Below are 20,065 nucleotides of genomic sequence, written 5' to 3'. Positions count from 1 at the left end.
GACGTGGGATCGCTGTCCGGCAAGGTCGCCTTCATCACCGGCGCGGCGCGCGGGCAGGGCCGAGCGCACGCGGTCAAGCTCGCCGCCGAGGGCGCCGACATCATCGCCGTCGACCTGTGTGACCAGATCGCATCGGTGCCCTATCCGTTGGCAACCCCGGACGATCTGGCCGCAACCGTCAAACTCGTGGAGGAAACGGGGGCCCGCATCTACGCCGCCGAGGCCGATGTACGCGACCGCGAGTCGATCAAGACGGCACTGCGGGCCGGCACCGAGGCACTCGGCGACCGGCTCGACATCGTCATCGCCAACGCCGGCATCGCCCCGATGGCCGGGGAGGACGCCTGGCAGGACGTCATCGATGTGAACCTGACCGGGGTGTACAACACCGTCGACGTCGCGATGAAGCCCATGGTGAAGTTCGGCAACGGCGGCGCCATCGTGTTGACCAGCTCGGTGGCCGGCCTGGTCGGGCTCGGCTCACCGATCGCCGGTTCCGTCGGCTATGCCGCGGCCAAACACGGCATCGTCGGGTTGATGCGGGTGTACGCGAATGTGTTGGCGCAGTTCAATATTCGCGTGAACTCGATCCATCCCGCGGGGGTGGACACCCCGATGATCGACAACGAGTTCACCCGCAGCTGGCTGGCCGGGATGGCCCAACAGGAGCAGCGCGGACCGGACATGTCCAATGCGCTGCCCGTGCAGACGCTGCAGGTCGACGATATCGCCAACGCCGTGCTGTGGTTGGTCTCCGATGCCGCCCGCTACGTCACCGGGGTGACGCTGCCGCTGGACGCCGGATACGTGAACAAGCGCTAGTGGTGTCGAATCCGGCCGCGCAGACGGCGTTCGGTCCGATGGTGCTGTCGGCCGTCGAGGCGCTGGAGCCACCCGAGCGGCGCCTGGTCGATGATGAGATGGCCGCCTCGTTTCTGCCCGGGCGGATGCGCGCGCTGGTACGCATGGCCCGGTCCGCGGTGGTGCGCCGGCTACTGGTCGCCGCATCGGACCGGTCCGGACCGGGCCTGTGGGCCGGCATCGCCTGCCGGAAACGGTTCATCGATGACAAGGTGTCCGATCCGGCCAGCGAGATCGACTCGGTGGTGATCCTGGGTTCCGGCCTGGACACCCGGCCCTATCGCATCGCGCGGTACAGCGATCTGCCGGTCTTCGAGGTCGACCAGCAGATCAACATCGACCGCAAACGAGCCGCCGTGCAGCGCGTCCTCGGCGCCGTACCCGACTCCGTGCATCTGGTCAGCGTCGACTTCGAGTCCGATCCGGTGATGGCGGCGTTGGCGGCCAACGGCTTTCGCGACACCGGCGCCACGTTGTACATCTGGGAGGGCGTGACCCAGTACCTGACGCCGGCCGCCGTAGACGGCATGTTCGACCAACTGCGCGCGGCGGTTGCGGGCAGCAGGTTGGTCTTCACCTACATCCGCCAGGACTTCATCGACGGTACGCAGCTGTACGGCGCCGACGCGGTTCACCGCAGGTTCCGGCGCCGCGCGCAGCTGTGGAAATCCGGATTCGTGCCCGAAGACCTCGAGGAGACGCTGCGCGGGTTCGGCTGGCGACTGATCGAGCAGGCAGGCCCCAGCTACTACCGCGACACCTACATCCGGCCCACGGGCCGCGCGATCAGTGCATCGCCGATCGAGTGGACGGCACTGGCCGTGCGGGTGCCCTAGATCTCGATGACCGTGGGCACGATCATCGGCTGCCGGCGGTAGGTCTCCCCCACCCATTTGCCGACGGTGCGTCGAACCGCCTGGGCTATCCGCACCGGATCGGTGACCTGGTCGCCGGCGAGGCGTTCCAACTCGTCGGCCACTTTCTCGGCGACCGGCTCGAGCGCCTTCGGGTCCTCGGAGAAGCCCCGCGAATGTAGATGCGCCGGCCCGGCGGCACGACCGGTCCCGCGGTGCACCACCACGGTGACGGCGACGAAACCCGATGACAGAGTGAGTCTCTCACCGAGGGTGGTCTCGCCCACATCGCCGGTGACCAGGCCGTCGACGAAGCGCTTGCCCACCGGCACCGCGCCGGCGATCGAGGCGACTCCGTTGATCAGATCGACGCTGACCCCGTTCTCGGCGAGCAGGACGTTCTCGGCCGGCACCCCGGTGCGCACCGCCAGCGCGGCATTGGCCCGCAGGTGCCGCCAGGTCCCGTGCACCGGCATGACATTGCGCGGACGCACGCCGTTGTACAGGAACAACAGTTCACCGGCATAGGCGTGACCCGAGACGTGGACGCGCGCCTGAGCATTGGTGACCACCCGGGCACCGATCTTGGCGAGCGCATCGATGACGCCGAAGACCGCCTCCTCGTTACCGGGAATCAACGACGAGGACAGGATCACCAGATCACCCGCGGTCAGGATGATGCTGCGATGCTCACCGCGCGACATCCGCGACAGTGCCGCCATCGGTTCGCCCTGGGTCCCGGTGGTGATGAGCACGACCCGCTCGGGCGGCATCATCTCGGCGGCGGCGATATCGAGGATGTCCTCATCGGCAACGCGCAGGAATCCCAGTTCGCGGGCGATGCCCATGTTGCGGACCATCGACCGGCCGACGAAGGACACCCGCCGTCCCAGCGCCACCGCGGCGTCGATGATTTGTTGCACCCGATCGACATTGGAGGCGAAGCAGGCAACGATCACCCGTCCGTCGGCACCGCGTATCAGGCGGTGCAGCGTCGGACCGACCTCGCTCTCCGACGGGCTGACACCGGGGTGCTCGGCATTGGTCGAGTCACACAGGAACAGGTCCACCCCGGCGTCGCCGAGGCGTGACATCCCGGGCAGGTCGGTGGGCCGACCGTCCAACGGCAGTTGGTCGAGCTTGATGTCGCCCGTGTGCAGGATGGTGCCGGCACCGGTGTGCACCGCGATGGCCAGGGCGTCGGGGATCGAGTGGTTGACCGCGAAGTACTGGCACTCGAACACCCCGTGGGTGCTGCGTTGCCCCTCGCCGACCTCGATGATCTTGGGTTTGATCCGGTGCTCGCGACACTTCTCGACCACCAGGGCCAGCGTGAACTTCGATCCCACCACCGGGATGTCGGCGCGCAGCTTCAGCAGATGCGGGATCGCGCCGATGTGGTCCTCGTGGGCGTGCGTCAGCACCAATGCCTCGACATCGTCGAGGCGGTTCTCGACATGGCGCAGATCCGGCAGGATCAGGTCGACGCCGGGCTCGTCATGACCGGGGAACAGCACACCGCAATCGATGATGAGCAGTCGACCCAGATGCTCGAAAACGGTCATGTTGCGCCCGATTTCGCCGATCCCGCCCAGCGCGGTGACCCGCAGACCGCCGGGGGCCAGCGGCCCCGGTGCGGTGAGTTCGGCCGTCATCGCAGGACGCCGGCGGTGCGCATGTCGGCGGCCAGCTCATCGATCTCCGAGGGCGCCGCCGGCACCTGCGGCAGCCGCGGCGCTCCGGCATCGATCCCCAGCAACCGCAGCCCCTCCTTGGACATCGTGACCCCACCCAACCGGCACTGGGCGTAGTACAGCGAGCCCAGCGTGGTGTTGATCTTGCGGGCGGTGGCGATGTCACCGGAGTTGAACGCGGTCAACATCTCTCGCAACTGCGGCGCGGCGACATGGCCCCAGACGCTGATGAAGCCGACCGCCCCCATGGCCAACCACGGCAGGTTCAGTGCATCGTCGCCGGAGTAGTACGCGGTGCCTGTTTCGGCCATGAACTGGCCGGCGCCGTGCAGGTCGCCCTTGGCGTCCTTGACCGCGACGATGTTCGGGTGCTCCGACAGTGTCCGCAAGGTGTCCCAGTCGATCGGGATGATCGAGCGCGGCGGGATGTCGTAGAGCACGACCGGCAGGTCGGTGGCGTCGGCGACCGCGGTGAAGTGGGCCACCAGCCCGCGCTGCGAGGGACGCGAGTAATACGGGGTCACCACGAGCAGACCGTGCGCGCCCGCGGCGGCGCTGGCCTTGGCCAGGTGAATGCTGTGGGCGGTGTCATAGCTGCCGGCGCCGGCGATGATGCGCGCCCGGTCGCCGACGGCCTCCAGCACGGCCTCCAGCAGCGCGATCTTCTCGTCGTCGGTGGTCGTCGGCGACTCCCCGGTGGTGCCGGACACCACCAGACCGTCGCAGCCGGTGTCGACCAGGTGCGTGGCTACCTTCTTGGCGGCCGCCAGGTCGAGCGAGCCGTCCGGGCCGAACGGCGTCACCATGGCAGTCAGCACGCTGCCCAAACGCGCGCTGACATCAATTCCACTGGCGGTCACGCGCGTCAGATTACCCGCTCACCCGAGCGGTTTATGCAGCGCGGTTTCGGTTCCGGTGACGCGGTCATCGCCCACGCCGGATCGACCGTTGCGCCGAATCTGGTGCGCACCTCCCCCGGACCCCGCCCATACGCTGGATCACAGCCATCAATCGGGGGACGAAGATGCTGCGGTGGAACGATTCTCAATGGTCGGCCGGGCCCGGCACAGGCTCGAAGAGGACTCGGTGCTCATTGACCTGGGCGTGCTGGACGAGCCGCCGTCTCATGACGACTACGGACAGTGATGCCTCCATCCGACGAGGTCAACAAGGTACGGCAGTACGGTTCCGCTGATACGGTTGACCGTATGAAGACGACGGTGACGTTGCCCGACGAACTGGTCCGGCAGGCGCAGGCGCTCGCCCGTCGCGACCACACCACCTTGCGCGAGCTGATCGAGACCGGCCTGCGTGCCGTCGTCAAGGAGCGGTCGTCGACCTCGGCCTTCACGCTCTCGGATGCCTCCGTCGACGGAAACGGGCCGAGGCCGGAATTCCGGGGCGCACCGTGGGCGCAGATCCGCGAATCGATATACGACGCGCGGACATGATCGCGGTCGACACCAACATCCTGGTCTACGCCCATCGTCGCGATGCCGAATTCCACACCGAGGCAAAACGTCTGGTTTCGACGCTCGCCGAGGGACGGTCCGCGTGGGCGATTCCGTGGCCCTGCCTGCACGAGTTCTTCGCCGTCAGCACCCATCCGCGGATATTCGATCCGCCGAGCACCGTTGACCAGGCGGTCGCGCAGATCGATGCATGGCTCGGTTCTCCGACACTGACGCTGCTCGCCGAGACCGCCGGCTACTGGGAGCTGTTTCGGCAATTGTTGGGCCCAGGCAGGGTGACGGGCCCGCTGGTACACGATGCACGAATCGCCGCGCTGTGCGCCGCTCACGGCGTGCGTGAACTCTGGTCGGCCGACCGCGATCTCGGACGGTTTGCCGACTGTGTGCAGGTGCGCAATCCGTTGATCCGGTGACGCCGGGCGCGCCGGCGCCCTATGCCGTGCTCAACGCGGGCGATCCGCCGACATAGACGATGCCGGGGTGGAACCGGGACTGGGTGGCACCGGCGATGGCCGCGGCGAATCCATCGGCCGAGGGTGTCGGCGCGATCCGGACCCCGTTGGTCATGTCACCCGAAACGACCGTGAAATGGATTCCCCGGCGCTGGAATTCGTTGCGCATGCCGTACATCGCGGTTTCCCCGGCGCGCATGCTCGCCGCGATCGGCGCGTAGCCCTTCGGCACCGCCTTGTGCGGATAGAAATGCGCCTGATGGCTGGTGACGTAGACGACGCGCGCACCCGTCGGCATCAGTGGCAGGGCCAGTTCGACGAGGCGGCGCTGGGCATCGCGATTGACCCGCATCGCGGCCGACGCGTCGGTGTCCAGATCGAGTCCGCCGGAGGCGTTGAGAACCAGTGTGTCGAGCCTTCCGAAGCGCAGGCGGATACCGGCGATCATCGACGTGGCCGCGGCGTCGTCGGCGATATCGGCGACCACCGCCGAAGCGTGTCCGCCGGCGGCGCGGATCGCGTCGACGACGGCGTGCGCGCGGTTGGCCTTGTCGCGATCGTTGACCACGACGTGGGTGCCCGGATGTGCCAGTTGCCGGGCCACCTCGGCACCGATTCCCCGGGAGGCACCGGTGACCAGGGCGATCTGAGTGTCGTGCATGTCGGATCCTTTCGTCCCTGGGGCTACTCGGATCACCGTACACCCAAATTAAGAAAAGTAAGAGATCTTTAAGGTCACGGTGAGGTGGAGGGTCCGTCGCAACCTAGAACCGGTCAATGGGACCCACCTGTCAGGAGGCCGTCCGCCGATGGCTCACGATACGGTTGCCGCCGGCGCGTTTGGAGCGGTACATCGCCGCATCGGCAACCGCGAGGAGTTCGTCGAGGAACGACGGATAGTCGACGTCGGCGCGGGCATCCAGCGTCGTCTCGCAGCTACCCAGACTCGCCGTGATACGTCCCGGCAGCGCCGCGATTCCCAGCCGGATCCGTTCTGCGGTGCCGGCGTGCAATTCGGCCGGCGCGGTATCGGCGATCACGAACTCCTCACCGCCGAGCCGCGCCACGACCCCACCCGGCCCACAGTGCTGTTGCAGCACCGCACCGATACCGACCAGCGCTTCGTCACCGGCGGCATGCCCGTGGGTGTCGTTGAGCGCCTTGAAGTCATCGATGTCGATCATCGTCACGTTGACCGGCGTCGCCACCCCGCGACGCGCCAGGATCATCTCGTGCACCGCGTTGTAGAACGAGCGGCGGTTCGGCAGGCCGGTCAGCGGATCACGGTCGGCGAACCGCAGGTCGGTGTGCAACGAATGCACCAGTGCATGGATGCCGAAGGGCACGCCGAGGTTCAACCCGAGCACCACCAGCACCGAGGCCACCACCAGCGCGGCGTCGCCGGTGCCGGCCAGCAGGCCGGCCGCCGAGATCGCCGCGCACGTCGCGGCGACCACGAAATTGGCCAGCACATGCACGAGGGCGTGAAAGTAGGCGAGCATCCCTCCGATCGCGGCGAACATGGTGCACCCCATCAGGCCGCCGTATGACGTCGACAACGTCAGACACCCCACGGCGATGGAGCCGCTGCACACCGCGTGATAGATCAGCGACCCGGTTCGGGTCGGCCAACCGACCAGCCACACCGAGGCCGCCGCGATCGCCAGCACCGACACGACGACGGCGATGATCCGCGCGGCAGGGCCGGCGGGACCGTACGGGCTCGCGATCATCAGCACCGGCACGGCGGCGAACAGCGCCGTGAACCCGAAAGTGGCGAGCCGCCACTGCAGATCGAGTCCGCGGTCCTGCAGGTATGCGCTGAACCAATGGAACTGATCGTCCTGTTGCCACCACCGTCGGTCCCGCCCGGACATCGGTAACAGTCTGCACGTTATTGACGAGTCCGTCATCCTTGCCTGGGCAACGACATCGGCGCGCCGGATCAGCGCTTCATGAATTCGACGACCACGGCCGCCAGCTGCGGGCCGATGTCTTCCTGCAGAAAATGTCCCCCGCCGGCCATCGTCACATGATTCTGACCGGCCGCACCCGGGATCAGCTTTCGCAACGGCGCATCTCCCCCGCTGGTGATCGGGTCGGAGTCGGAGAACGCACACAAAAATGGCCGCTCGAAACGGCGCAAACCCTCCCAGGCCGCGCGATTCGCCGCAGCCGCGGGATCGTCGGGAGTCGTCGGCACCAATGTCGGGAACTGCCGTGCACCCGCCTTGTACGAGTCGTCGGGAAATGGTGCGTCGTAGGCGGCGACCACCTCCGGCGACAGCGTACTGACGCAACCCCCGTCGACGATCTTGCCGACCGGGAAGTCCGGACTCTGCTGACTGAACCGTTGCCAGGCCAAGAACGCCTCGCCGGGATGCTGATCGCCGGTCGGCAGTGCCGTGTTGGCGGCCACCACGCCGGCGAATCGCTCCGGGTGCTCACCGACCAGACGCAGCCCGATCAGTCCGCCCCAGTCCTGGCAGACCAGCGTGACATCGCGCAGTCCGATCTGTTCGATCGCCTCCCAGGTCCAGTCGACGTGCGCTTGATACGTGTAATCCTCGCGCCGACGCGGTTTGTCGCTGCGGCCGAATCCGATGAGGTCGACAGCGACCGCCCGCAGTCCCGCCGCGACGAGCACCGGAATCATCGTGCGGTAAAGGTAGCTCCACGACGGTTCTCCGTGCAGCAACAGCACCACCGGGCCGTCTGCTGGTCCCTCGTCGAGGTGATGCACGCGCAGTCCGCCGACGTCGACGTAGTGCGGGGCGAACGGGAAGTCGGGCAGGTCGGCGAAGCGCTCGTCGGGAGTACGCAAGAAGTCCATGCCTTCACCCAAGCAGGCACCGGCCCGTTGGCGGTGGATTTTCCGCACCCGGCTTGTCGGACCCATGCCCTTTACTGTCCTGTTCCCCGGAACCGGGTCATCGCATCGCCCGCCCAACGATGCACTACGCGAAGGGAACGCGCATGTACTGGGCCATCGGCGGATTCGCCGCGATCATCCTGGCCGGACTCGGCGTCGTTGTCGTGATCCTGCGACGGCTCGACTCCTTCGATGCCGAACCGCTGGCCGATCACTTCCCGCCACCGGCGGATCAGTGAGCCAGCACGGCACGCAACGGGGTGACCAGATCGCCACGCTCGCCGACTGCCACATCCTCGAGGCCGAGCCACTCAGCCATCGACCGCAGGTGCGGCGCCATTCCCACCGCCACCCGCGACGGGTCCTCACCGGCCTCGGTGAACGCGCCCAGCACGTGCAGGGTCGTGCCCGCGCGTTTGAGGTCGACGCGCCCGACCAGCCGTCCGTCCAACAGGAACGGCCAGACGTAGTAACCGAACTGGCGCTTGGGCGCCGGGGTGTAGATCTCGATGCGATAGTGGAATCCGTCGAACAGCCGCTGCACCCGCGGCCGGAAGAAGATCAGCGGATCGAACGGGCACAGCAGGGCGCTGCCCCGGTCCCGACGCGGAATCGACTGTCCCGGAACGATATAGGCCGGCGCATTCCAGCCGGCGACCTCGACGGCCTCGAGCCGGCCTTCGGCCACCAGGTCGGCCAGTGCCGGCTTGCTGAGCTTGGGCCCGAGCCGGAAGTAGTCCCGCAGGTCGGGTTCGGTGCCGACGCCCAGTGCCGCGGCGGCGCGCAGCAGCAACTCGCGCACCGCCTCGTCGTCGGAGACCTCCCGGCCCAGCACCTCGGCCGGCAGGACCCGCTCGGTGAGGTCGTAGTGGCGGGCGAAACCGACCCGGGTCGCCGTGGTCAGCACCCCGGCCGACCACAACGCCTCGGCCACCCATTTGGTGTCGCTGCGGTCCCACCACGGGCCCTTGCGCCCGCGCGGTTCGTGTTCCAGATGCGCCTCGATCTGCCCGGCCGTGGACGGACCCAGTTCGGCGACGGCGGCGATGATGTCCTCGGCCAGCCGGCCGTTGCGCTTGACGATCTCGGTGCCCCAGCGACCGTGCTCGTACTCGCGCATCCGCCAGCGCAGCAGCGGCCAGTCCTCGACCGCCATCAGCGCGGCCTCATGGGCCCAGTACTCGGTGAGCAGGCGCGGTGCCCGTGCGCTGTGCGACCACGCCGCTTTGTCCAGCACATCCCGGTCATAGGGCCCCAGCCTGCTGAACACCGGGGCGTAGTGCGCGCGCACCGCGACCGACACCGAGTCCAGCTGCAACACCTGGATGCGCGAGATCAGCCGTTTGAGGTGGGCGCGGGTGACGGTTCCGCGCGGGGTGGGCTCGTGAAATCCCTGTGCGGCCACGGCGATGCGCCGGGCCTGCGCTGTGGTCAGAGTCGGCACGCCGCCATCGTGCCGCATGGCACCGACAACGGTGTCAGCGCAGGTAGCTGGAGAACCGGTAGCGCAGTCCGGAGCTGCTGGTCAACCACTCGCCGACGGTGCCGATCCAGGATTCGTCGAGCACCGGAGCCATCGCGTCGTCATCGTCACGCGTCAGGTCGACCTCGATCTCGGTGACCTCGCAGCGGTCGGCCGACGGCAACGCCAGGCCGTAGAGCTGCGCCCCGCCGATCACCCAGCCGTCCAGATCGGCGGGCAGGTCGGTGACGACCTCGGCGCCCTCGGCCGCGTACTGCGCATCGCGGGACACCACGATGTTGCGACGCCCGGGCAGTGGCCGCACCCTGGCCGGCAGCGACTCCCAGGTCAGCCGACCCATCACCACGGGCTGGCCCATGGTCAGCTCCTTGAACCGGGCCTGATCCTCGGGCAGCCGCCACGGGATGGAGTTGGCCCGCCCGATCACACCGGAGGTGGACTGCGCCCAGATCAGCTTCACACTGCCACCGGGGCCTTGATTCCCGGGTGCGGGTCGTAGTTCACGATCGCGATGTCCTCGTAGGTGTAGTCGAAGATCGAATCACGCGGCGCGAGAACCAGTTCGGGATACGGGCGCGGCTCGCGGGACAACTGCAACGTCACCTGGTCCACGTGGTTGTCATAGATGTGGCAGTCCCCGCCGGTCCAGATGAATTCGCCGACGCCCAGGCCGGCCTGCGCGGCCATCATGTGGGTCAGCAGCGCGTAGCTGGCGATGTTGAACGGAACCCCCAGGAACAGGTCGGCGCTGCGCTGGTACAGCTGGCACGACAGCTTCCCGTCTGCGACGTAGAACTGGAAGAACGCGTGGCACGGCGGTAGCGCCATCTGCGGGATCTCGCCGACGTTCCAGGCCGAGACGATGTTGCGGCGCGAGTCCGGGTCCCGCTTGAGCAGTTCCAGCGCCGCCGAGATCTGGTCGATGTGCGCACCCGACGGCGTCGGCCAGGACCGCCACTGCACACCGTAGACCGGCCCCAGATCGCCTGTCTCCGAGGCCCATTCATCCCAGATGGTGACGCCGTGGTCCTGCAGCCAGCGCACATTGGAGTCACCGCGCAGAAACCACAGCAACTCGTAGACGATCGACTTGGTGTGCACCTTCTTGGTGGTGATCAGCGGGAACCCGGCGCCCAGGTCATAACGCATCTGGTGGCCGAACAGGCTACGGGTCCCCGTGCCGGTGCGGTCCGCTTTGGGTGTGCCGTTCTCCAGCACCAGACGCAGCAGATCCTCGTAGGGAGTCACAACCGGAGCCACGGGAGTCAGCTTACGTGGCCCGACCCTCCGACCCCCGACCCCCGTTGACGGCGTGGCGCAGCCACCCGATCGGGTAGAACGGAGCTATGCCGACTTCCACCGACACCCTCACCACCGCGGACGGCAGCTGCCGGGTCACCGTGGCGACTCCCGACGGCGAGGGTCCCTGGCCCGGTGTGGTCATGTACCCCGATGCCGGCGGTGCGCGCGCCACCTTCGACGAGATGGCCGCGCGGCTGGCCGGCTATGGCTACGTGGTGCTGGTGCCCGATGTCTATTACCGCACGCCCGGCTGGGCGCCGTTCGAGATGGCCACCGTGTTCGGCGACCAGGCCGAGCGCAAGCGGCTGTTCGGGATGATCAAGAGCGTCACCCCCGACATCATGGCCGCCGACGCGGCCGCCTTCTTCGATCATCTCGCCGGACGACCCGATGTGATCGGCGAGCGCTTCGGCACCACCGGCTACTGCATGGGTGGGCGCACCTCGCTGATGGTCGCCGGTCGGGTGCCCGAGCGGGTGGCCGCGGCGATGTCGTTCCACGGTGGCGGTCTGGTCTCCGACGACGCCGACAGCCCGCATTTGCTGGCCGGGGAGATGAAGGCGGTCGTGTACGTCGGCGGCGCACAGGATGACGCCTCGTTCACCACGGCGCAGGCCGACACCTTGGACCAGGCGTTGACCGCGGCCGGGGTCGAGCACACCGTCGAGTTCTACTCGGCCGCACATGGATTCGCGGTACCGGACAATGCGCCCTATGACCCTGCCGCGGCCGAGCGGCACTGGAAGTCGATGGCCCGGGTGTTCGGGGCTGCGCTGGGCTGAGGGTTACTTGTTCCTGCGCGCGTGCAGGAAGGTGGCCAACGCCCGGAAGATGCCGCGCGAGGCATAAACCGCCGCGACGACCGACAGCACGATCAGAACGATGAACATCACCAGCCAGTTGGCGCGGCTGTGGCTGACGTTCCACCACACGATGGTGAAGAGCACCGTACAGATGAACACCACGATGTCGCGCCAGTTGCCGTCATAGGAGGCGGCCAGCTGGCGGATCTCACGCTGCTTCTCGACGGCGGTGACGATATCGTCGATCCGGATGTCGATCGATCGCTGCAGTGCGGCGCGGCGCTCGACCTGGTCTTCCGGCAGCATCGCCAGCAGCTCCATGTCGGCTTTGATGTTGCCGCGGATATCGGGTCCCTTGACGGCCCCGGCCGCCAATCCCAGCAGTGCGCCGCCTGCGATCGGTGCCGCACCGAGCGCGATCTCGGCGATTCCGGGCATGTCTCCTCCGTTACTGAGTCGGCGTCGCGGTCAGTGTGCCATCAATGCCGGATCGGCACGGTCATTGCATCAACTGCGCCGCGACGCTGGCTCCGAGGTTCCAGCAGGCTTCCAGGTCGCCCTTGTCCGGCTTCCCGGACACCACGACGTGCTCGGTCGCCTTGATCCACCCCAATCCGGCGGTGATGCCGTCGACCGCGCGCTGCGCGCCCTCGGTGCCCTCGTTACCGTGCAGATACAGCCCGAACGGCCGGCCGCGGGTGCTGTCGAGCAACTGGTAATAGGCACCGTCGAAGGCATGCTTGAGCGCACCCGAGATGTATCCCAGGTTCGCCGGTGTGCCCAACAGGTAGCCGTCGGCCTCCAGCATCTCCGCCGCCGAGACCGTCAGGGCGGGCCGGCGCAGCACCTCGACACCCTCGATCTCGGGATCGGTCGCGCCGGCCAGCACCGCCTCGAACATCTCCTGGCAGTGCGGCGACGGCGTGTGGTGCACGATGAGCAGCCTCATCGCGCGGCCCGTTCCATCTCGACGGCGGTGCGCATGGTCTCGCGCGCCCGGCTGCGGTCCCCGGCGTAGTCGTACGCCCGGGCCAGCCGGTACCAGCGCACCCAGTTGTCCCGGTCGGCTTCCAGTTCCTCACGCGTGCGCTCGAACAGCGCATCGGCGGCATCACGTTCGATGCGGCCCGACGCCCGGCGCGGCAGGTCGCTCACATCGAGGTCCATCCCGGCCGCGCGCGCCAGCCGGACCAAACGCTGATGCGCCAGCCCGGCGCGTAGCGTCGCCAGCATCGCCCACAACCCGATGATCGGCAGCGCCAGCAGCGCGATGCCCAGTCCGATCGGCGCCGGATCTCCGGAGTTGATCAGCGCCAGGGCCGTTCGGCCCAGCATCACGAAATAGGCGAGCAGCGCGACACACATGAATCCGATCAGCAGCTGGATCCGCAGGGCACGCCCGCCGTCGTCGCTCATGACAGATCGAGCAGCGGCTCAATCCCGATGGTCAGGCCGGGACGCCGGGCGATCTCACGCACTCCGAGCAGCACACCGGGAACGAACGAGGTGCGGTCCAGACTGTCGTGGCGGATGGTCAACGTCTCCCCCAGCGTGCCGAACAACACCTCCTGATGCGCGATCAGACCGGTCAGCCGGATGGAATGCACCGGCACGCCGTCCACATCGGCGCCACGGGCACCTGGCAGCCCGGTGCTGGTCGCATCGGGGTTGGGCGGCAGTCCCTTTCGCGCCTCGGCGATCAGCTTGGCGGTCCGGGCCGCGGTGCCCGACGGCGCATCGGCCTTGTGCGGGTGGTGCAGTTCGATGACCTCGACGGATTCGAAATGCCGGGCCGCCTGCTTGGCGAAGTGCATGCTCAGCACGGCGCCGATGGCGAAATTCGGGGCGATCAACACCGCCGCGCCGGGCTTGGCGTCCACCCACTGCCGCACCTGCGCGATGCGGTCCTCGGTGAAGCCGGTGGTGCCCACGACGGCGTGAATCCCGTTGTCGATCAGAAACTTCAGGTTCACCATCACCACGTCGGGGTGGGTGAAGTCGATGACCACCTCGGTGCCGCTGTCGGTCAACACGGTGAGCGGGTCACCGGCGTCCACCTCGGCGGACAGGTCCAAATCCGCCGCTTCCCGAACGGCCTCGACCATGGTGGCGCCGACCTTGCCCCGGGCGCCCAGCACTGCGACTCGCATGATCGGAAGCCTACTGCGCCGGTGGATCGGTACCGTGAGCACATGCGTCTCGCTCGGATTGCCCTCGTCGCGCTGGCCCTGGTCGGCTGTTCGGGGACCGCCGGCGCCGAGGAACCCAGCCCCGAGGGCCGCACGTTCGTGTCGGTGGGCGTCACCGGTGACCAGATCCCCGGCGGCGGGCCGCTGACGCTCGAGTTCGTCGACGGCCGGGTCTCGGCATTCGCCGGGTGCAACCGCGGGTCCGGCATGGCCGACCTGGCCGGGGGCCAGCTGAGTACCGGCGACCTCGCGACGACGATGATGGCCTGCCCGCCGCCCTTCGACGCGGCCGACGCCTGGATGACGCGACTGTTGCAGTCGCGCCCGGCCTGGACGCTCGCCGGTGATGATCTCACCCTGAGCGGCGCCGGCCTGACCGTCACGTTGCGGGACAAGGAGGTGCTCGACCCGGACCGGCCGCTGATCGACACCAACTGGCGGGTGGACAGTCTGATCACCCGCGACGCGGTGATGACCTCGGTGGTCCTGGAGCAGGCCAAGCCCGGGCTGACGATCCGCGCCGACCAGACCGTCGTCGGGTGGACGGGATGCAACACCTTCTACGGCCGCGCCGAGGTCACCGGACAGACCGTGGCCTTCGGACCGGTCAACACCAGCGGGCCCGCGTGTACGGGAGAGGTCGGTGAGCTCGAGCAGGCGGTGCTGCGGGCGCTGACCGGTGAGGTCAGCGCGATCATCGAGTCCGATGTTCTGACCCTGACCAACACCGAAGGGGACGGATTGCGGCTGCGCGCCGAGTAGCATCCGGCCATGCGTGGTTCCAAGATCCTGATCACCGGCCCGACGGGACAGGTTGCCGCTCCGATCGCGCGATCCCTGGCGGCCGACAACGAGGTGTGGGGTATCGCCCGGTTCACCGACAGCGCGGCGCGCGCGGACCTGGAGCGTGCCGGAATCCATTGCGAGACGGTTAATCTCGCCGCCGGTGACTTCAGCGCACTGCCCACCGATTTCGACTATGTGCTCAACCTCGCCGTCGCCAAGAGCGGCCGCTGGGACAAGGATCTGGGCGCCAACGCCGAGTCGGTCGGCCTGCTGATGGCCCACTGCGCCGACGCCAAGGCGTTCCTGCATTGTTCGTCGGCAGCGGTGTACGACCCGCCGGGTGACGAACCGCGCAGCGAGACCGCGGCTCTGGGCGACAACCACAAGCCGCTGTTCCCGACGTACTCCATCTCCAAGATCGCCGGGGAGGTGGTGGCCCGCACCATGGCGCGGGCGCTCGGCGTGCCGACGGTCATCGCGCGTCTCAACGTCCCCTACGGCGACAACGGCGGCTGGCCGTTCTATCAGATGGAGATGCTGCTGGCCGGCATGCCGATCCCGGTGCCTGCGGGCGGGCCGGCCCGCTACAACCCGATTCACGAGGACGATCTGATCGCCATGCTGCCGAAGATGCTGGACGCCGCGTCGGTGCCGGCGACGACGGTCAACTGGTGCGGCGACCAGACCGTCAGCCTGCAGGAGTGGTGCACCTATATCGGCGAACTGGTCGGCCGCGAGCCCGTCTTCGAGGTGAGCGAGCAGGCGTTGCGCAGCGGTCCGACCGACACGACCAAGATGCATGAACTGGTCGGCGGCACATCGGTGGACTGGCGCGACGGCATCCGGCGGATGGTCACCAAGTTCCATCCCGAATTGGTCGGTGCGGCCTCGTCAGCTCTCTAGTTCGGCGAGCGCCTCCTCGGCCTCGCCGAGCTCGGCGGCGGCCTGTTCTGCCACCTCGGCGGCTCGCGCCGCGGCCCGCTCGGCCGACTCGGCTTCGGCTGTCGCCGCGTTCATCTCGCGTTCGGCAGCGCTGAGGTCGGTCAGCAACTTCTCGTACCGGCGCAGTGCTGTCGAGGCCCTGGTCCGTGATTGTTCCAGGATCTCGCCGGCCTGCTGCGACGCTTCGCGGGCCGAGGCGGCCGTCTTGGCTGTCGTGTCGCGACGTTTGCGCGCCGCGCGCAGATCCGCGGCCGACACCCTCGGTTCGGCCGCGGACTCGGACTTGTCGGCCGGCGCGGACTTCGGGGCGGGTCGGCTCCGGGACCGGCCCGCCGCTGGCGTGGACACCGACTCGGACACCCCACCGAAGTCACCGAACCCCGACCACTCCTCGGCCTTCTCCAGTCGGCCCAGCCGCGACGCCACCTCCGGGTCGGCGATCGCGGCCTGCAGAGTATGGGTGACATCGTCGCGCAGGGTGGCCGTCGGGTCGCTCACCTCGGCCGCGGAGAATGCGGCCCGCGCCAGTTCGCCGACGAGGGTGCGTTGCGTAGTGGTCAACTCGCGGATCCGCGCGCCATCCATGGCGGCATGTGCCGCACGCAGTTGGGCGGTCAGTTCGGCCAGCCTGTCGACGACGGTGGCATCGGCGTGCACCAGCGCGTTGACCACCCAGGCCGCCGACGTGGGCCGCCGCGCTGCGGCCAAACGTTTGGCTGCCGCCGCGTCGCCCCGTTTCTTCGCCGCCGCTGCCAGTTCCTTGCGTAATGCGGTGAATTGGCCGGGCGCAACGCCATAGAGCGTGTCGAGATCCTCCTCGACGCTCATAGCGGCGACGCCCCGCGCAGGTGCTCGAAGATCAGCGAGGTCTGGGTGCCGGCCACATCGGCGTCGGCATTGAGGTTCTCGACGACGAATGCCCGCAGGTCCTCGGTGTCGCGGGCGGCGACATGCAGGATGAAGTCGTCCCCGCCGGCCAGGAAGTAGACATCCATCACCTGCGGTCGCTGCCGGATCTGGGCGATGAAGTCGCGGATACGGCCCCGGGCATTGGACTGCAGGCTCACCGAGATCATCGCCTGCAGGGTCAAGCCAACCGCCGCGGGGTCGATATCGGTGTAGAAGCCACGGATCACCCCGAGTTCCTGCAGTCGCCGCAGCCGTCCGTGACAGGTCGACGGCGCGATACCGACGATCTCGGCGAGCGCACTGTTGGCGATGCGCGCGTCGGCATGCAGCGCCAGCAGCATCCGCCGGTCGATCTCGTCGAGGTCCGAGGGTCGAACATCCTTCGGCGCGGGCGCGAGCCGCGGACCTCGCACTGACGATTTTTCAGTCATATGGGCAGTCTAACGAATTCTTCGCATAGTTATTGTGCTCAAGCCGACGTTTCTTCACACTTGGAAACACACCTGCATTCCAGCCAATCGCAAGGAGCGATCATGCTCGTCGGTATCCCGACCGAGATCAAGAACAACGAGTTCCGCGTCGCCATCACCCCGGCGGGCGTGGCCGAACTCACCAGGCGGGGCCACGACGTCATCATCCAGGCCGGTGCCGGTGCGGGCTCGGCCATCACCGACAACGATTTCAAGGCCGCCGGCGCCGAGATCGTCGAGACCGCCGAGCAGGTGTGGGCGGATGCCGAGTTGCTGCTCAAGGTCAAGGAACCGATCGAGCCCGAGTACGCCCTGATGCGCACGGGCCAGACCCTGTTCACCTACCTGCACCTGGCCGCGTCCAAGCCGTGCACCGATGCTCTGCTGGCCTCGGGCACCACCTCCATCGCCTACGAGACCGTGCAGACCGCCGATGGTGCACTTCCGCTGCTGGCCCCCATGAGCGAGGTCGCAGGCCGGTTGTCGGCGCAGGTCGGCGCGTATCACTTGATGAAGGCCCACGGCGGCCGCGGCGTGCTGATGGGCGGCGTGCCGGGCGTGGCGCCGGCCGAGGTCGTGGTCATCGGCGGTGGTGTCTCCGGCTACAACGCCGCGCGTGTCGCCGCCGGCATGGGCGCCCATGTCACCGTGTTCGACCTGAACATCAACACGCTGCGCCGCGTCGACGGTGAGTTCGGTGGCCGCATCGAGACCCGCTACTCCTCCAGCCTGGAGTTGGAAGAAGCCGTCAAGAAGGCCGACCTGGTCATCGGCGCCGTGTTGGTGCCCGGCGCCAAGGCCCCCAAGCTGGTCACCAATTCCACCGTCGCACACATGAAATCGGGCTCGGTGCTGGTGGACATCGCGATCGACCAGGGCGGCTGCTTCGAGGACTCCCGTCCCACCACCCACGACGATCCCACCTTCGCCGTGCACGACACCGTGTTCTACTGCGTGGCCAACATGCCGGGCGCGGTACCGCGCACGTCGACCTTCGCCCTGACCAACGCGACCATGCCGTATGTCCTCAAGCTGGCCGACAAGGGCTGGCGGCAGGCCTGCACCGATGACGCCGCGCTGGCCAAGGGGCTGTCCACCCACGAGGGCGCACTGCTGTCCCAGCAGGTGGCCACCGACCTCGATCTGCCGTTCACCGATCCCGCGGCACTACTGGCCTGAACCCCTCCCGCCGGCCGGTCGTGTCCCTACATTCCGGCCGGCGGATGGCCCAGGCAGATCAGCGCACCCAGCGGATCCTGGATGACGGCCAACGTGCCGTAGGGCGTCTCTTCCCCGGGCATCGGACTGCTCGCACCCAGCGACTCGGCCAGGGCCACCGTTGCGGCGACATCGTCGACGGTGATGTAGATCTGCCAGAACGACGGCACCTCGGGCCCGAACAGCGTCGCCGAATCCATGATCCCGGAGTACGCGCTGTCGCCGATGAACACCTGCGAGTAGCGGTCGGGCCCCACGGCCGCGGCGTCGCCGCCGGTGCCGATCTCCTCAAGGCGCGCCCCGATCACCGGCGGATAAAACGCCCGCGACTTCTCGTAGTCCTTGCTCTGGCATTCGAACCAGTACGGGGTGCCGTGCACGCCCCACTCGGTGAAACCCACGTGGGTGCCGGGCTGCCAGAAGCCGATGACCGCGCCGGCCGGATCGGTGACGACCATCATCGACCCCATATCGCCCACGGGCATCGGCGGTACGACGACCGTGCCGCCGTGCGTCTGGACCGCCGCTTCGGTGGCCGCGGCATCGGCGGTGTGCAGATACACCGACCAGATGTTCGCCGGCCCGTCGCCCATGTGCGGCGCCAGACCCGCGATCCGCTTACCGTTGCAGGTGAAGTTCTGATAGCCACCGAACTCGGCCTGCGGCGGGGCCTCGACCTCCCACCCGAAGATGGCGTTGTAGAACTCGGCCGCGCGGGCCGGGTCGCTGCTCATCAGGTCGCACCAGATCGGTGCCCCCACGGGGGCGGCGTACCTGCTCATACTGATCCCTTTCGTCGGCGTGGTCACCAGATATGACAGCGCAGCCGGAGAAAACTCATCGCTATGGCGTGCCGAGCAGGTGCGGCAGCACCAGCGCGGCGACCTCGCCGATCATCGGACGCAGTCCGGGTGCGTCCGGGTCGGCCGACTGGGTCCTGGTCATGATCGCCAGCAGCACCCGCGCGCCGTTCGGTCCGTAGGCGATGCCCACGTCATTGGTGGTGGCGTAGTCACCGCTCCCGGTCTTGTCCGCGGTCGTCCAGTCCGGCGGCAGACCGGCCCGCATGCTCGAGGTCTGGTTGGCCCGCATCCAGCCGTCGAGCACCGCCCGTTGAGCCGGGGGTAATGCATCGCCGGCCAACAGGTTCCGGTATCCATTGCCCAACGCCTCGGGCGTGCTGGTATCGCGCGGATCCCCCGGTATCGCCGAGTTCAGTTCCAGCTCCCAACGGTCCAGACGTGTCCGCTCGTCGCCGATGCTGCGGGCGAAGTCGGTGATGGCGCGGGGTCCGCCCAGGGTGGCCAGCAGCAGATTGGCAGCCAGGTTGTCACTGCGCTGCAGGGCGGCCTGACACAATTCGGCCAGCGTCATCTGTCCGCCCGCACGCTCCTGCGTGATCGGCGAGTTCGCGATGATGCCGGCCGGATCCACGAAAACCGGCTTCTCCAGTGATAATTCGCCGTCGGCCACCCGGCTCAACACCGACGCGGCGGCGTAGGTCTTGAATGTCGAACACATCGCGAACGCTTCGTCGGCGCGATTGCGCACCGACAACCCGGTGTCCAGATTCAGCCCGAACAACCCGATGAACGCGTTGTGCCGGGCCTCCAGGTCGCGGATCTGTTCGGGCAGCGAGGGCGCAGGAGCAGCCAGCGCGGACTCGTCAGCACAGCCGGCCGCTGCCCCCACCGTCACCAGCGCCAGACCACCGATCAGGAGATCACGTCGTGACAGAAGCATCATCCGACTGTAACA

General features: G+C 67.9%; 25 protein-coding genes. 9 read left to right on the top strand and 16 right to left on the bottom strand.

The annotated features are described in order from the left end of the window. Positions 1–3 precede the first annotated feature (3 nt). On the top strand, positions 4–822 hold the full coding sequence (locus tag ACWDUN_RS03385; RefSeq protein ID WP_449924557.1) for a mycofactocin-coupled SDR family oxidoreductase: 819 nt from the start codon (positions 4–6) through the stop codon (positions 820–822). Continuing rightward, the gene (locus ACWDUN_RS03380; protein ID WP_449924554.1) at positions 822–1,697 is read left to right on the top strand and encodes an SAM-dependent methyltransferase; all 876 of its coding nucleotides are present in this window, start codon (positions 822–824) and stop codon (positions 1,695–1,697) included. The genes ACWDUN_RS03385 and ACWDUN_RS03380 overlap by 1 nt, the downstream gene beginning before the upstream one ends. On the opposite strand, the gene ACWDUN_RS03375 is transcribed toward ACWDUN_RS03380, so the two are convergent. Both ACWDUN_RS03375 and dapA read right to left on the bottom strand, forming a co-directional pair. After that, positions 1,694–3,370 (bottom strand): ribonuclease J, encoded by a 1,677-nt coding sequence (locus ACWDUN_RS03375; RefSeq protein ID WP_449924551.1) that lies wholly within the window; start codon positions 3,368–3,370, stop codon positions 1,694–1,696. The two genes, ACWDUN_RS03380 and ACWDUN_RS03375, sit on opposite strands and share 4 nt — an antisense overlap. Next, on the bottom strand, positions 3,367–4,269 hold the full coding sequence (gene dapA / locus ACWDUN_RS03370) for a 4-hydroxy-tetrahydrodipicolinate synthase (RefSeq protein ID WP_449924548.1): 903 nt from the start codon (positions 4,267–4,269) through the stop codon (positions 3,367–3,369). The genes ACWDUN_RS03375 and dapA overlap by 4 nt, the downstream gene beginning before the upstream one ends. Positions 4,270–4,617: 348 nt before the next feature. Here dapA and ACWDUN_RS03365 point away from each other — a divergent pair, with 348 nt between their 5' ends. Further along, a complete protein-coding gene (locus tag ACWDUN_RS03365) occupies positions 4,618–4,860 on the top strand; it encodes a type II toxin-antitoxin system VapB family antitoxin (protein WP_449924546.1) in 243 nt (80 codons plus the stop codon). Continuing rightward, on the top strand, positions 4,857–5,294 hold the full coding sequence (locus tag ACWDUN_RS03360; protein WP_449924543.1) for a type II toxin-antitoxin system VapC family toxin: 438 nt from the start codon (positions 4,857–4,859) through the stop codon (positions 5,292–5,294). The genes ACWDUN_RS03365 and ACWDUN_RS03360 overlap by 4 nt, the downstream gene beginning before the upstream one ends. Positions 5,295–5,313: 19 nt before the next feature. Here ACWDUN_RS03360 and ACWDUN_RS03355 read toward each other — a convergent pair whose 3' ends face one another. From ACWDUN_RS03355 to ACWDUN_RS03345, 3 genes are all read right to left on the bottom strand, one after another. Further along, positions 5,314–5,994, bottom strand: a complete 681-nt coding sequence (locus ACWDUN_RS03355) for an SDR family oxidoreductase (protein WP_449924540.1) — start codon at positions 5,992–5,994, stop codon at positions 5,314–5,316. 130 nt (positions 5,995–6,124) lie between these two features. After that, positions 6,125–7,210 (bottom strand): diguanylate cyclase domain-containing protein, encoded by a 1,086-nt coding sequence (locus ACWDUN_RS03350; protein ID WP_449924538.1) that lies wholly within the window; start codon positions 7,208–7,210, stop codon positions 6,125–6,127. 68 nt (positions 7,211–7,278) lie between these two features. Next, a complete protein-coding gene (locus ACWDUN_RS03345; RefSeq protein ID WP_449924535.1) occupies positions 7,279–8,166 on the bottom strand; it encodes a haloalkane dehalogenase in 888 nt (295 codons plus the stop codon). A gap of 143 nt (positions 8,167–8,309) precedes the next feature. On the opposite strand from ACWDUN_RS03345, the gene ACWDUN_RS03340 reads away from it, so the two are divergent. Next, complete coding sequence (locus ACWDUN_RS03340) at positions 8,310–8,444, top strand: hypothetical protein (RefSeq protein WP_449924533.1); 135 nt, start codon at positions 8,310–8,312, stop codon at positions 8,442–8,444. Here ACWDUN_RS03340 and ACWDUN_RS03335 read toward each other — a convergent pair. From ACWDUN_RS03335 to ACWDUN_RS03325, 3 genes are read right to left on the bottom strand one after another with little or no spacing between them, the layout of a single operon-like run. After that, positions 8,438–9,649 carry a winged helix-turn-helix domain-containing protein gene (locus ACWDUN_RS03335; RefSeq protein WP_449924531.1) on the bottom strand — a complete coding sequence of 404 codons (1,212 nt, stop codon included), beginning with the start codon at positions 9,647–9,649 and terminating at the stop codon, positions 8,438–8,440. The two genes, ACWDUN_RS03340 and ACWDUN_RS03335, sit on opposite strands and share 7 nt — an antisense overlap. 34 nt (positions 9,650–9,683) lie before the next feature. After that, positions 9,684–10,148 carry a dihydrofolate reductase gene (locus tag ACWDUN_RS03330; RefSeq protein WP_449924528.1) on the bottom strand — a complete coding sequence of 155 codons (465 nt, stop codon included), beginning with the start codon at positions 10,146–10,148 and terminating at the stop codon, positions 9,684–9,686. Then, entirely contained in the window at positions 10,145–10,936 is a 792-nt protein-coding gene (locus tag ACWDUN_RS03325) for a thymidylate synthase (RefSeq protein ID WP_449926212.1), read from the bottom strand. Before ACWDUN_RS03325 ends, ACWDUN_RS03330 begins: the two co-directional genes overlap by 4 nt. Positions 10,937–11,034: 98 nt before the next feature. Between ACWDUN_RS03325 and ACWDUN_RS03320 the strand changes: the two genes are divergently transcribed. Next, positions 11,035–11,772, top strand: coding sequence for a dienelactone hydrolase family protein (locus ACWDUN_RS03320; RefSeq protein WP_449924525.1), 738 nt, complete (start codon positions 11,035–11,037; stop codon positions 11,770–11,772). Positions 11,773–11,775: 3 nt separating this feature from the next. On the opposite strand, the gene ACWDUN_RS03315 is transcribed toward ACWDUN_RS03320, so the two are convergent. The 4 genes from ACWDUN_RS03315 to dapB all read right to left on the bottom strand — a co-directional run bounded on the left by ACWDUN_RS03315 (position 11,776) and on the right by dapB (position 13,943). Then, on the bottom strand, positions 11,776–12,231 hold the full coding sequence (locus ACWDUN_RS03315; RefSeq protein ID WP_449924522.1) for a hypothetical protein: 456 nt from the start codon (positions 12,229–12,231) through the stop codon (positions 11,776–11,778). 61 nt (positions 12,232–12,292) lie between these two features. Further along, entirely contained in the window at positions 12,293–12,742 is a 450-nt protein-coding gene (locus ACWDUN_RS03310; protein ID WP_449924519.1) for a flavodoxin family protein, read from the bottom strand. Continuing rightward, positions 12,739–13,209 carry a hypothetical protein gene (locus ACWDUN_RS03305; RefSeq protein ID WP_449924516.1) on the bottom strand — a complete coding sequence of 157 codons (471 nt, stop codon included), beginning with the start codon at positions 13,207–13,209 and terminating at the stop codon, positions 12,739–12,741. The genes ACWDUN_RS03310 and ACWDUN_RS03305 overlap by 4 nt, the downstream gene beginning before the upstream one ends. Continuing rightward, positions 13,206–13,943: a 4-hydroxy-tetrahydrodipicolinate reductase gene (gene dapB, locus ACWDUN_RS03300; protein WP_449924513.1), complete on the bottom strand. Its 738-nt coding sequence runs from the start codon at positions 13,941–13,943 to the stop codon at positions 13,206–13,208. The genes ACWDUN_RS03305 and dapB overlap by 4 nt, the downstream gene beginning before the upstream one ends. A gap of 42 nt (positions 13,944–13,985) precedes the next feature. On the opposite strand from dapB, the gene ACWDUN_RS03295 reads away from it, so the two are divergent. Together ACWDUN_RS03295 and ACWDUN_RS03290 are read left to right on the top strand one after the other, a co-directional pair. Then, entirely contained in the window at positions 13,986–14,744 is a 759-nt protein-coding gene (locus ACWDUN_RS03295; protein ID WP_449924510.1) for an META domain-containing protein, read from the top strand. Between the two features lie 9 nt (positions 14,745–14,753). Further along, positions 14,754–15,671: an NAD-dependent epimerase/dehydratase family protein gene (locus tag ACWDUN_RS03290; protein ID WP_449924508.1), complete on the top strand. Its 918-nt coding sequence runs from the start codon at positions 14,754–14,756 to the stop codon at positions 15,669–15,671. Here the strand turns inward: ACWDUN_RS03290 and ACWDUN_RS03285 are convergent. Then, entirely contained in the window at positions 15,660–16,538 is an 879-nt protein-coding gene (locus ACWDUN_RS03285) for a hypothetical protein (protein ID WP_449924505.1), read from the bottom strand. The two genes, ACWDUN_RS03290 and ACWDUN_RS03285, sit on opposite strands and share 12 nt — an antisense overlap. Beyond that, on the bottom strand, positions 16,535–17,050 hold the full coding sequence (locus tag ACWDUN_RS03280) for an Lrp/AsnC family transcriptional regulator (RefSeq protein WP_449924502.1): 516 nt from the start codon (positions 17,048–17,050) through the stop codon (positions 16,535–16,537). The genes ACWDUN_RS03285 and ACWDUN_RS03280 overlap by 4 nt, the downstream gene beginning before the upstream one ends. Positions 17,051–17,152: 102 nt before the next feature. Here ACWDUN_RS03280 and ald point away from each other — a divergent pair, with 102 nt between their 5' ends. Beyond that, positions 17,153–18,268, top strand: coding sequence for an alanine dehydrogenase (gene ald, locus ACWDUN_RS03275; protein WP_449924499.1), 1,116 nt, complete (start codon positions 17,153–17,155; stop codon positions 18,266–18,268). 26 nt (positions 18,269–18,294) lie between these two features. Here the strand turns inward: ald and ACWDUN_RS03270 are convergent, their stop codons facing one another. Together ACWDUN_RS03270 and bla are read right to left on the bottom strand one after the other, a co-directional pair. Then, a complete protein-coding gene (locus tag ACWDUN_RS03270) occupies positions 18,295–19,089 on the bottom strand; it encodes a VOC family protein (protein ID WP_449924496.1) in 795 nt (264 codons plus the stop codon). A gap of 61 nt (positions 19,090–19,150) precedes the next feature. Further along, positions 19,151–20,053: a class A beta-lactamase gene (gene bla, locus ACWDUN_RS03265; RefSeq protein WP_449924493.1), complete on the bottom strand. Its 903-nt coding sequence runs from the start codon at positions 20,051–20,053 to the stop codon at positions 19,151–19,153. Between the last annotated feature and the right edge of the window lie 12 nt (positions 20,054–20,065).

It is taken from the genome of Mycobacterium sp. NPDC003323 (assembly GCF_053589535.1).
Note: the sequence above shows the minus strand (reverse complement) of the source record. Positions and strands in the feature narration are given on the sequence as shown.

Excerpts from the sequence above, each read along its gene's own strand:
- ACWDUN_RS03375 (WP_449924551.1), bottom strand. The coding sequence starts at position 3,370 with ATGACGGCCGAACTCACCGCACCGGGGCCGCTGGCCCCCGGCGGTCTG.
- ACWDUN_RS03365 (WP_449924546.1), top strand. The coding sequence starts at position 4,618 with ATGAAGACGACGGTGACGTTGCCCGACGAACTGGTCCGGCAGGCGCAG.
- ACWDUN_RS03360 (WP_449924543.1), top strand. The coding sequence starts at position 4,857 with ATGATCGCGGTCGACACCAACATCCTGGTCTACGCCCATCGTCGCGAT.
- ACWDUN_RS03355 (WP_449924540.1), bottom strand. The coding sequence starts at position 5,994 with ATGCACGACACTCAGATCGCCCTGGTCACCGGTGCCTCCCGGGGAATC.
- ACWDUN_RS03350 (WP_449924538.1), bottom strand. The coding sequence starts at position 7,210 with ATGTCCGGGCGGGACCGACGGTGGTGGCAACAGGACGATCAGTTCCAT.
- ACWDUN_RS03345 (WP_449924535.1), bottom strand. The coding sequence starts at position 8,166 with ATGGACTTCTTGCGTACTCCCGACGAGCGCTTCGCCGACCTGCCCGAC.
- ACWDUN_RS03340 (WP_449924533.1), top strand. The coding sequence starts at position 8,310 with ATGTACTGGGCCATCGGCGGATTCGCCGCGATCATCCTGGCCGGACTC.
- ACWDUN_RS03320 (WP_449924525.1), top strand. The coding sequence starts at position 11,035 with ATGCCGACTTCCACCGACACCCTCACCACCGCGGACGGCAGCTGCCGG.
- ACWDUN_RS03315 (WP_449924522.1), bottom strand. The coding sequence starts at position 12,231 with ATGCCCGGAATCGCCGAGATCGCGCTCGGTGCGGCACCGATCGCAGGC.
- ACWDUN_RS03310 (WP_449924519.1), bottom strand. The coding sequence starts at position 12,742 with ATGAGGCTGCTCATCGTGCACCACACGCCGTCGCCGCACTGCCAGGAG.
- ACWDUN_RS03305 (WP_449924516.1), bottom strand. The coding sequence starts at position 13,209 with ATGAGCGACGACGGCGGGCGTGCCCTGCGGATCCAGCTGCTGATCGGA.
- dapB (WP_449924513.1), bottom strand. The coding sequence starts at position 13,943 with ATGCGAGTCGCAGTGCTGGGCGCCCGGGGCAAGGTCGGCGCCACCATG.
- ACWDUN_RS03295 (WP_449924510.1), top strand. The coding sequence starts at position 13,986 with ATGCGTCTCGCTCGGATTGCCCTCGTCGCGCTGGCCCTGGTCGGCTGT.
- ACWDUN_RS03290 (WP_449924508.1), top strand. The coding sequence starts at position 14,754 with ATGCGTGGTTCCAAGATCCTGATCACCGGCCCGACGGGACAGGTTGCC.
- ACWDUN_RS03285 (WP_449924505.1), bottom strand. The coding sequence starts at position 16,538 with ATGAGCGTCGAGGAGGATCTCGACACGCTCTATGGCGTTGCGCCCGGC.
- ACWDUN_RS03280 (WP_449924502.1), bottom strand. The coding sequence starts at position 17,050 with ATGACTGAAAAATCGTCAGTGCGAGGTCCGCGGCTCGCGCCCGCGCCG.
- ald (WP_449924499.1), top strand. The coding sequence starts at position 17,153 with ATGCTCGTCGGTATCCCGACCGAGATCAAGAACAACGAGTTCCGCGTC.
- ACWDUN_RS03270 (WP_449924496.1), bottom strand. The coding sequence starts at position 19,089 with ATGAGCAGGTACGCCGCCCCCGTGGGGGCACCGATCTGGTGCGACCTG.
- bla (WP_449924493.1), bottom strand. The coding sequence starts at position 20,053 with ATGATGCTTCTGTCACGACGTGATCTCCTGATCGGTGGTCTGGCGCTG.